This is a genomic window from Pseudoalteromonas sp. P1-13-1a (assembly GCF_001401875.1).
GTDB lineage: Bacteria > Pseudomonadota > Gammaproteobacteria > Enterobacterales > Alteromonadaceae > Pseudoalteromonas.
In genome coordinates, this window is the sequence record NZ_LKDV01000055.1 from 1 (window position 1) to 10281 (window position 10281).

The 10281-nt window shown below is 41.5% G+C and carries 10 protein-coding genes, 1 tRNA gene and 1 pseudogene; 5 read left to right on the forward strand and 7 right to left on the reverse strand.

Annotation, left to right across the window (positions count from 1 at the left end; genetic code table 11):
- Window positions 1–5: 5 nt before the first annotated feature.
- The 3 genes from AN391_RS19325 to nudE form a co-directional block, all read right to left on the reverse strand.
- Window positions 6–82: transfer RNA gene (locus AN391_RS19325), tRNA-Met, on the reverse strand.
- A 248-nt stretch (window positions 83–330) separates the two neighbouring features.
- On the reverse strand, window positions 331–1122 hold the full coding sequence (cysQ, locus tag AN391_RS19330) for a 3'(2'),5'-bisphosphate nucleotidase CysQ (protein ID WP_055016896.1): 792 nt from the start codon (window positions 1120–1122) through the stop codon (window positions 331–333).
- Window positions 1115–1687 carry an ADP compounds hydrolase NudE gene (nudE, locus tag AN391_RS19335; RefSeq protein WP_029772216.1) on the reverse strand — a complete coding sequence of 191 codons (573 nt, stop codon included), beginning with the start codon at window positions 1685–1687 and terminating at the stop codon, window positions 1115–1117. Before nudE ends, cysQ begins: the two co-directional genes overlap by 8 nt.
- A gap of 62 nt (window positions 1688–1749) precedes the next feature.
- On the opposite strand from nudE, the gene yrfG reads away from it, so the two are divergent.
- Window positions 1750–2397, forward strand: a complete 648-nt coding sequence (gene yrfG / locus AN391_RS19340; protein WP_055016897.1) for a GMP/IMP nucleotidase — start codon at window positions 1750–1752, stop codon at window positions 2395–2397.
- Here the strand turns inward: yrfG and AN391_RS19345 are convergent, their stop codons facing one another.
- The 3 genes from AN391_RS19345 to AN391_RS19355 form a co-directional block, all read right to left on the reverse strand.
- Window positions 2398–3021, reverse strand: coding sequence for a dUTP diphosphatase (locus AN391_RS19345; protein WP_055016898.1), 624 nt, complete (start codon window positions 3019–3021; stop codon window positions 2398–2400).
- An 83-nt stretch (window positions 3022–3104) separates the two neighbouring features.
- Window positions 3105–3473: a YacL family protein gene (locus AN391_RS19350; RefSeq protein WP_055016899.1), complete on the reverse strand. Its 369-nt coding sequence runs from the start codon at window positions 3471–3473 to the stop codon at window positions 3105–3107.
- 114 nt (window positions 3474–3587) lie between these two features.
- Window positions 3588–3812, reverse strand: a complete 225-nt coding sequence (locus AN391_RS19355) for a hypothetical protein (protein ID WP_004588664.1) — start codon at window positions 3810–3812, stop codon at window positions 3588–3590.
- 312 nt (window positions 3813–4124) lie between these two features.
- On the opposite strand from AN391_RS19355, the gene uvrD reads away from it, so the two are divergent.
- Genes uvrD through AN391_RS19370 form a run of 3 tightly spaced genes read left to right on the forward strand, consistent with a single transcriptional unit; the run spans window position 4125 to window position 9238 of the window.
- Window positions 4125–6290: a DNA helicase II gene (gene uvrD / locus AN391_RS19360; protein ID WP_055016900.1), complete on the forward strand. Its 2166-nt coding sequence runs from the start codon at window positions 4125–4127 to the stop codon at window positions 6288–6290.
- Window positions 6268–8331: a GNAT family N-acetyltransferase gene (locus AN391_RS19365; protein ID WP_055016901.1), complete on the forward strand. Its 2064-nt coding sequence runs from the start codon at window positions 6268–6270 to the stop codon at window positions 8329–8331. The genes uvrD and AN391_RS19365 overlap by 23 nt, the downstream gene beginning before the upstream one ends.
- A gap of 58 nt (window positions 8332–8389) precedes the next feature.
- Entirely contained in the window at window positions 8390–9238 is an 849-nt protein-coding gene (locus tag AN391_RS19370) for a hypothetical protein (protein WP_055016902.1), read from the forward strand.
- Between the two features lie 48 nt (window positions 9239–9286).
- On the opposite strand, the gene AN391_RS19375 is transcribed toward AN391_RS19370, so the two are convergent.
- Window positions 9287–9943, reverse strand: coding sequence for an NAD(P)H-dependent oxidoreductase (locus AN391_RS19375; protein WP_055016903.1), 657 nt, complete (start codon window positions 9941–9943; stop codon window positions 9287–9289).
- Between the two features lie 139 nt (window positions 9944–10082).
- Between AN391_RS19375 and AN391_RS20830 the strand changes: the two are divergent.
- Window positions 10083–10178 (forward strand): annotated as a pseudogene (locus AN391_RS20830) (sugar O-acetyltransferase); the annotation flags it as partial.
- Window positions 10179–10281 lie beyond the last annotated feature (103 nt).

Consider the following 10281-nt stretch of genomic DNA (forward strand, 5'->3'; position numbering starts at 1 on the left):
GAAATTGGTTGCGGGAGCCGGATTTGAACCGACGACCTTCGGGTTATGAGCCCGACGAGCTACCAGGCTGCTCCATCCCGCGCCTGTATGTTTATAGTCTAAGGGGCGGATTTTAACCGACGACCTTCGACTTCAGGTTTAAGCAGTCCGGCGAATGATTTATCATTCTGCTCCATCCCGCGCCTGTAATTTCTTTGAAATAGTTTCGTGTTAATAACGAGCCTGTTTCGAAGAGAGCGCTATAATATAGGAATAAACTTATATTGCAAGGCTTTCACTCGTTAATTGCGTTCAACCGAACAAAAAGCAATCAAACCACTCTTTAAATCGCTATCTTTGATGCGGGCTTATCATTTTTTGAAACTCCCAATCTGGGTGTCCCATCACAATAAAATCTGGATTTTCGGTGCTCTCACGCTGGTTATATGTAAGCGGGTTAAACTCTGCATCGGTAATACACCCGCCCGCCTCTTCTACAATCACTTGTGACGCGCCGGTATCCCACTCGCCAGTAGGGCCAATTCGTAAAAAGCAGTCAGCTTTACCCTCGGCAACAATACATGCTTTTAGCGAGCACGAGCCTACAGCAATAGTGGCAAATTGCGTATTTAAATACTGACTGACCGCTTCAATTTTTTGTCTACGGCTTACTGCTAGCGTTAGGTTATCGGGTGTTGCTACCGACATTTTTGTATCGCTACCATTTTCTCGTTTAAATGCCCCCTGATTAGCAGTAGCAAAGTAAGTAATGCCTTTTGCTGGCCAATGGATCACACCTAAAACGGGGTGGTTATTTTCAATAAGCGCAATATTAACGGCAAAGTCACCACTTTCTAAAATAAACTCGCCCGTGCCGTCCATCGGATCTAATAACCAATAGCGTTGCCAGTCTTGTCTTTGGGCAAGTGCCGGAATAGGCGTCTCTTCTGACATAATAGGAATCTCGGGCGCAAGGTCTTTTAAACCAGCAACGAGCACATCGTTAGACGCTAAGTCTGCTTTTGTGACGGGCGTAGCGTCTGACTTTTCTTGTTGGCCAATATCATCTTTTTTATAAATAGCCATAATGGCATCGCCTGCTCGTTGTGCAAGCTCTATACAAGGCTCTAGTAGTTTATTCATTTGCAGCTCCAGACGCTAAATACTTATTTAATAATAACAAAGCGGCAACACTGCGAGCTTCGGTAAAATCGTCTTGCTCTAATAATGACTGCCAATCTGTTAATGGCCACTTAACAACCACTAGCGGTTCAGGCTCATCCCCTTCTAACGTTTGCGGGTATAGCTGCTTAGCAAATAAAATATGCATAGTTGCGTTAAAGTAACTTGGCGCCATTGATACTACTTTTAATGGCTCAAAAAATTCAGCGCCAAAACCCACTTCTTCTTTAAGCTCTCTGTTTGCAGCTTGTTGGGGCGTTTCGCCTGGGTCTATTAAGCCTTTAGGAAAACCTAATTGGTAGTCGTTCGTGCCTGCACAATATTCACGTACCAGTAGCATTTCGTTGTCCGCAGTTATTGGCACAATCATTACTGCCCCACGGCCACCGCCGCGTATTCGCTCATACTGGCGCTCTTCGTCATTAGAAAACTTAAGCTCTAATGATTCAACAGTAAATAAACGGCTTTTAGCAACTACATTATTACTAATAATTTGCGGTGGAGTTGGGTGCTTTTTCTGTGTCATTGGCGTTATTTTGCTATCATGGCAGTTGTGCTTAATCATAAACTTTTCACAAGGAAAAGCCCATGCTAAATTGGTCAAAAATCGATACCGTTTTACTTGATATGGACGGAACATTACTCGATTTGCATTTCGATAGTCACTTTTGGCTTAACGTTGTTCCAGAACAACTTGCACGCACTCGCAATATCACCCTTGATGAAGCAAAAGCCGATATGCACAAACGCTACCAAGCGGTAAGTGGCCAAATACAGTGGTATTGTTTAGATTATTGGGAAGAACAGTTAAAGTTGCCGATAATGGAACTAAAACGTCAAACCCAACACCTAATAAAAGTACGCGAAGATGTGCCTCACTTTTTAACTGAGTTAAAAAAAGCAGGTAAAGAGCTGATTTTGTTAACTAACGCCCATCCTGAAAACGTCATGCTCAAATTTGAACACACCGCGATAGATAATTATTTAGATGGCGTGGTGTCGACTCACCAATACGGCGTGAGTAAAGAGCAGCAAAGTTTGTGGCATCAAGTACAAAAAGACTTAGGGTTTAATAAGCAGCGCACTTTGTTTGTTGATGACAGTGTGCCTGTTTTAAATGCAGCCCGAGAATACGGCATAGAACATTTACTTGCGGTTGCTAACCCTGATAGTAAGCAACCACATAATGTAATAGCCGATTACTTAAACGTAACCGACTACCGCACTATTATATAATTAGCTTTTTGGGTAACGAGCTTCCAAACCTTGGTATACTAACTTTGCAAAGTCGGCATGTTCGGTATCAAGGCTTTTTACGACTTCAACCAAATGCTCGTTATCTTCTTGACCGTTCCACACTTTAATGTAGCTGCCATCTTTGTAGCCATGATCTTGGCGGAAAAAGTTTAACGTATTTTTCCCTACGTAACCCCGGTATAAATCGTCAATATCCATCCCTATTTGCGCCATACACCCTGCAAATGCAGCAGCGTTAAAGGTTTTGTTAGCCACTGCTGAAGCGGCTAATACTTCAAGCGTTTGTTTAAAATCTTCTGCGGCTTGAGGCGCGCTAAGTTCTTTCTCCAACTGTTTAGCTAATTCTTCGTAGGGTGTTGTTCCATCGATTCTTAATGACAAACCAAAATGAAATATATCAACCAATTCTAAAATGACTTGCTCAGTATCTGGGGTTTGCTTTTTCCACCACTTCCAACCGTAGTGGTCTAGCATTTCTGCACACTCTACCCAAATGGCTCTATACCACTCAAAACCTTGGCTAAACCATTGCTCATGAACCTTAGTATTCATGGCATTTTGCATTTCTAGCATAACGACTAGCTTATTTAAATTGGCAGACATATTCATTCCTGACGTTTTTGATTGGTGTAATAGTACAGATAAAAAAAGCGCAATGCATCAGCACTATTTTAATAATTCTGGTTTTACTTTGAGCCGCTAAAGTCAGCCCAAGATTCAATTAAATCTATAAAATCTTCAAAGCCACAACCACTCACTAGGCCATTTTCTTCAAGCATTAAGTCATCATCTTGATAGGCAACTAAGTCTTCACTGTCTTGGTGTAGGGCATGGGCTTCAAATAAGGCTTCGTCTTTAGAGAGTATTAAGTCTATTTCTTGGCCTTTTAACGTTATTGGCTCGTAGCTTGTTTTAACTGAGTTGATAAGTGCTTGTACCATCGCCACTTTTTCTTTGCCAATTTCTTCATTTAACCAGCGGCCAATTAGGGCATGCTCGCTGCTTATTTTAATGCGCAGCCCGCTAATAGGGTCACGTATAAATTGATATTCCATAATTTTTACTTATAAAACGCTAATGCACTAATTATACCCATAAATAGCCCTGAACATCGCCCCTAAAACGCAAAATAGCGCCAATGGGCGCTATTTAAATAGGTGGCATAAAAGCTAACTTCGCGATCTAAAACGTGCAGCATCTATAATCGACCATAAATAAATAATAGGCACAAGTACAAAGCCTACCAATACATAAATAAGTGCGTAACTAATTATAATAGCTAGCGCAAAGAAGATAGCAGCTAAAATACGCCCTTGTACCAGTTGCCCTAAACCAGGAAAAAATATATTACACAACGCCGCAATTACATTACCGCCAGAACCTTGATCAGCCATACTTACCTCTGTAGTTAATTAATTTTAAATTTTAGTTATTTACTTACTATCACACTTTATGCCAATTTTTTAAAGCTTAAAAATCAATTAGTTAAACTAGCACAAAATAACTGATTTAGTGTTTTTTACTAAATATAGGTCAATTTGATTATTTTTATTCTTAATTACAGTTACTTAACAGCATAAATAAACAGCTAAGCAATTAGTTTTACAAGTATTTTTAGAATAGCTGTTCATAAAAACAGTATTTTATTTAGCCTAACAAAAACACCTGTTATACTCCCTCTCATTATTGATTGAAAAGGCGTAACGATGGACGTTTCTGAATTACTCGATGGCTTAAATGACAAACAACGCGATGCCGTTGCAGCCCCACTACAAAACATGCTGGTATTAGCAGGTGCTGGTTCGGGTAAAACACGTGTTTTAGTTCATCGTATCGCGTGGTTAATGCAGGTTGAGCAAGCTTCTGCTTATAGTATTTTTGCGGTTACCTTTACTAATAAAGCCGCTAAAGAAATGCGCACCCGTGTTGAAGAAACCCTAAAAGCCCCCGTGGGAGGCATGTGGATTGGTACATTCCATGGTTTATCACACCGTATTTTGCGCGCTCATCATCGTGAAGCAAACCTACCAGAAGCCTTTCAAATTTTAGACTCTGACGATCAACTAAGAATGATCAAGCGCTTATTAAAATCAATGAATATTGATGATAAAAAATGGCCAGCTAAACAATTTGGCTGGTACATCAGCGCTAAGAAAGATGAAGCCCTGCGTCCTAAAGATATTCAAGCCTACGATATAAACGAGCAAATGATGCTGCGTGTATATGCAGCCTATCAAGAAGCATGTGACCGCGCTGGTTTAGTCGATTTTGCAGAAATACTGCTACGTAGCTACGAGGTTCTTAAAAATAACCCTACGCTACTTCGCCATTACCAGCAGCGCTTTGCCCACATGCTGGTAGACGAATTCCAAGATACCAATACCATTCAATACGCATGGTTAAAGCTACTTGCAGGCGATACGCAAAGCATTATGATTGTAGGCGACGATGACCAAAGTATTTACGGTTGGCGCGGCGCTAAAATAGAAAATATAAAGCGTTTTTTAACAGACTTTAATGCTGAAACTATTCGCCTTGAGCAAAACTATCGCTCAACCGCAACCATTCTAAAAGCATCTAATGCGCTTATAAAAAATAATGCAGAGCGCATGGGTAAAAGCTTGTGGACCGATGGCAACGAAGGCGAGCCGATATCAATTTATGCAGCCTTTAACGAGCTAGACGAAGCCCGCTTTGTAAGTAGTAAGCTACGCAGCTGGTTAAATGCCGGTAATGCGCTGCAAGACGCCGCCATTTTATACCGCAGTAACGCGCAATCTCGTGTACTCGAGGAAGCCATGCTTCAAGAAGGCTTAAAATACCGTATTTACGGCGGTATGCGTTTCTTCGAACGTCAAGAAATTAAAGATGCGCTATCGTACTTACGATTGGTAGGAAACCGCCAAGACGACGCCGCATTTGAGCGTGTAATTAACACCCCTGCGCGCGGTATTGGCGATAAAACTCTTAGCCATATACGCGACTGTGCGCGTGCTGAGTCGCTGCCTCTTTGGTACGCGGCTAAAGCAATTGTTGAACAACAGCATTTATCGGGTCGTGCGGCAAGCGCTGTTACAAAGTTTGTAGAGTTGGTCGAACACATAGAAGATAAAATTAGCGACCTTACACTACAAGAGCAAGCCAAATACACGATTCAAACGTCTGGTTTAATGGCTATGTATCAAGCTGAAAAAGGCGAAAAAGGCCGCGCTCGCGTAGAAAACTTAGAAGAGCTTATCAGTGCATGCGATCAGTACGAGCTCCCTGAAGAAGAAGAGTTTAGCTCACCATTACAGGGCTTTTTAGCCTACACCTCGCTTGAATCTGGTGAAGGCCAAGCGGATGAGCACGAAGACGCTGTACAAATGATGACTCTTCACTCTGCTAAAGGATTAGAGTTTCCACTTGTGTTTATGGTGGGCGTTGAAGAAGGTATGTTCCCATCGCAGCAAAGTAATGAAGAATCAGGGCGCTTAGAAGAAGAACGCCGCCTCTGTTACGTGGGTATGACCCGTGCAATGGACAAGCTTTACATAAGCCATGCCGAAAGCCGCCGTTTATACGGCCAAGAGAAATACCACAGCCCATCGCGATTTTTACGCGAAATACCCGAAGACTGCGTAGAAGAAATTCGTATTAAAACGCAGGTATCGCGACCACCTGCTGCTGGGCGCTTTAGCGCGTCAGTAAGCCATGCAGCTTTTGAAGAAAGTGGGTTTAACTTAGGTCAACGTGTACTGCACGCTAAATTTGGTATTGGCACTGTGCTAAATTACGAAGGCAGTGGCGCACAATCGCGTGTACAAGTTAACTTTGACGACCTTGGCAGCAAATGGCTAGTGACCGCATATGCACGACTTCAAGCTGTATAAGCACTATGTTGAACAATTAACACAGCAACTAACTGACGCAAAACATCGTCAGTTAGTACTTATCACAGGCCAAGCCGCTTGGTGCTACGAGCTACTAAGCACATTAACAGACTCAGATAATGTAAAACTGCTGTCAAACAGCGGCATTGCTAATTCAAGTTGGCCTGAGCATACCCATGAACTACTTGGACAAGAGTTTATTCATGCCGTTTATGATGGCTTTAGTGGCATTTACCCCGATAAATTTGCTGCCCTTGCCGGTACCATAAAAGCAGGCGGTTTGTTATTTTTATTACTGCCTGACTTACAAAGTTTAGCCTCTTGGCAAGACCCTGCACTTAAAAGCGTGCAATCTCATGGAAGTAGTAATCGGCAAAGCTATTTTAATTTACGTTTTTCTCGCCTTTTACAAACGCTACCCGTCATACACTTTGATGAACACACTGACTTTAAACAGCCGCCGATCAAAAGCAATGTAACGAATAAAATTGAGTATCAGGCGCAGCAACAATGCGTTGAACAAATAATTAAGGTGGCCACAGGCCGCGCGAACAGGCCTTTAATTATTAATGCCGACAGAGGGCGAGGAAAATCAGCCGCGCTTGGTCTTGCAGCCGCAGCATTACATGATAAAAAAATCATTGTATGCGCAACACAATTCAGAGCCACCCATAGCTGTTTTAAGCATTTAGCTAAAACCTTACAGGTTGAATACAAGGCTCAGCAAAAACATTTAGCTAATTTACAATACATGGCCCCAGATGCACTGCTTAATCAGTTGCCGCAATGTGAACTATTACTGGTCGATGAAGCCGCCGCAATCCCTGTACCACTACTATTCGCCATGTTAAAGCACTACCCGCGTATAGTCTTTGCAAGCACCTTGGTAGGTTACGAGGGTAATGGCCGAGGCTATACCATTCGTTTTACGCAACATATTAAAGCAAATTACAAAGCGGCAAAAGTTGTAAACTTAGAAGACCCTATACGTTTTGCCAATAGCGACCCTCTTGAGCAACATGTACGCACACTCTTTGCTTTAGATGCACAATATAAAGAATACCCGCCCGCATTAAATAGCATTGAGCACGTTGAAGTCACTCAACAGCAACTCGTTGATAATGAGTCTTTACTGCAGCAAATAGTTGCGCTGCTCGCACTTGCCCATTATCAAAGCAGTGTTAACGATTTACGCCACTTACTTGATGCCCCAGCGCAAAGACTGTTTATTAGTAGATGCGACATGCATGTTGTGGGAGTGTGTTTAATAGCTGTTGAGGGCGGTATGGATGCAGAGTTAGCTAAGCAAGTAATCAGTGGTGAGCGGCGCCCACAAGGGCATTTAATGGCACAATCACTCGCGCAATTAAGCGCACAGCCAAGCTATTTAACAAAACAAAGCGCACGCGTTATTCGTATAGCTGTTGCACCTAACCTGCACCAACAAGGCGTAGGTAAAGCATTGCTAGCGCATTGCCAGCATCAGCTAACACCCACCTGTAGTTATATAGGTGCAAGTTTTGGGGCTACAGCCGGGCTTTTACATTTTTGGCAATCTCAAGGCTTTAGTACTGTTAAGCTAGGTTATCAGCGAGATAAAAGCACCGGTGAGCACTCAGCCCTTGTTGTTAAAGCATTAGACACATCCCCGCAGGGCTTACATACCTTAGCTCAGCAATTTAAAAGTGATTTGTTTTATGGTTTATTAACGCACTTTAGCCAACTCGACAGTGAGTTAGTCAGTGAGCTAATAAGTAAATTTCTCGATGAATCTAGCGTGCCCAGCCCACCTATTAACACTGCAATTAGTGCAATAAATCGCTTTAATACCGCGCCAAAACTATGGTATTTATTTAACCACTCACCGTCCTGCCTAATGGCAACTAAAAGTGAAGATCGCCACTTGCTGATACAAATGGTATTACAAAACCACAATAATGAGCAGCTAATCAAACAACACCGCCTAAGTGGGAGAAAAGCATTAGAGCAGCAATTTAAACTCGCTGTTAAATCACTAATTAAAAAACCACTCAACCTTTAAGCTATTTATCCATTTTGTTCTATCCTTAAAGCATTACAAGGCAATTAAAGATAAAGGTATGGAATTCATAAACTTTCAAGTGGGCTGTAAAACCATTTCACTTAAAATTCTCGATATTTTACTCACCGAGCGGTTTGATAATAACCTCACTACATTGCCAAATAACAATAAGAGCTTTATTGGTGTAAAAGACTACATGGAAACACCTACGCCAGTGTTCGACCTAGGTGTTATTTTAAATGGCAGCTCTACAGAGCAAAGTAATAAAAAAGCACTTAATGAGCTAAGAACCTGGCAAGCCTCGCTTAATGATTGGTTTAGCCAATTTGAAAAAAGCATCGCGCAGCAGAGTCAGATAATAACGAACGATAAAATTCAGCTGCACAACATCGCCGTATTTTATAAAGAGTTTAAAACCGACAACAGTGACCTAAAAACTATCATAGAAAAATTTGATGAGCCTTTTCAAGCGCTAGTTACAGCAACAGATCACGCAGTTAGTGCTCATAGCGAGCAGGACTATAAACAAGCCAGTAAATATGTAGCGAGTATAAAGCGCAATAGCTTTATGCAATTGCAACGACTGTTTGATGCGGCAAAAGAGCAAATAACACTCGACTATAAACCTATTATTGTTTTTACTACTAAAGACGGGCTCAACCCACATATCGGGTTACTAGTAGATAAAGTAGAGGACAATATAGATTATAAAAAAGAAGACATTAAGCCACTCGATAAATTAACCGAAGTAGGCTTTGATATAGACCCGCAAACCAAAGGCATGATGCGAGGGCTAATAAAGTTAGCCGAAAAACACAGTGTTTTAATAGATCCTAGCGCAATATTTAGACCTGATCATTTAGCACAAGAGGAAGACGAAGAAACACAAGCGTATGGTTTATTCTAAAAATAAAAAGCCGAGAAGATTCTCGGCTAATTAACTTATAGCAACACGTTATACAGTAGCAATAATATCTTCAACTGGTAAACGCGCTTTAGGTTTGCCAAAGTTCCAGTCTTCTTCTTCAACAGGGTAACCCATTGCAAGTGCCACTTCACAAATATGGCCATCTAGCTCTTCGCTAAACTTCTCGCCAATTAACTCTGGGTCAACACCTTCCATGGGTGTAGATGCAATATTTAAACGCGCCAGTGTATGCATAATGTTACCCAGTGCTAGGTAAACCTGTGCTTTAGTCCAGCTGCCATTATAGCCATTTTCATCTGTATTCATTTCTGCAAAAGCATAAGCACCCATAAAGCTCTCACGTAACTCTGCTGGTAAATGACCAGAGCTCACTTCGACATCCACACGTTTAACAAACTTCTCCTTAGTAAATTTAGGATCATAAGCTAATAACAGCGTATGCGATGCTTCTTTTGCATGAAGTTGATTGAATTGATGCTTGTTAGCAAATGTATCGTGTAAACGCTGCTTTGCTTCGTCACTTTCTACCAATACAAACTTCCAAGGTTGAGAGTTGATCGAAGAAGCAGACAAGCGAATAGCTTCTTTAATTACGTCAATATCTGCTGATGAAATACGTTTGTTCACATCGTACTTTTTAGCCGTATAACGGTTATGTAAGTCTTTAATAATCTGATGAGACATGCTTTTCTCCCCTTTGTGAGGTATGTAAATACAAGATGGAGCAAGTCTATAGTACTTGATGCCAATTGATAATTAGCTGAATACTTAAAAGACTTTCTAAAAAAAATTGATAATAGACCAAACCCATATCATTTTGGGTAACAGTTTTATTGCTGCGGGATCGGGCGTTACTAAAAATGTAGAGGCAAATACAGTTGTTGCGGGTAACCCTGCTCGTGAAATAAGAACACTATAATTTTAATCAATATGTTTTTTTAGCGTTGGGAGTCACTAGCTCGCCTGACCTAGATGGTAGGTGTTGGATGGGTATGTATTACGTGTGCTTATTTTCAGATAGC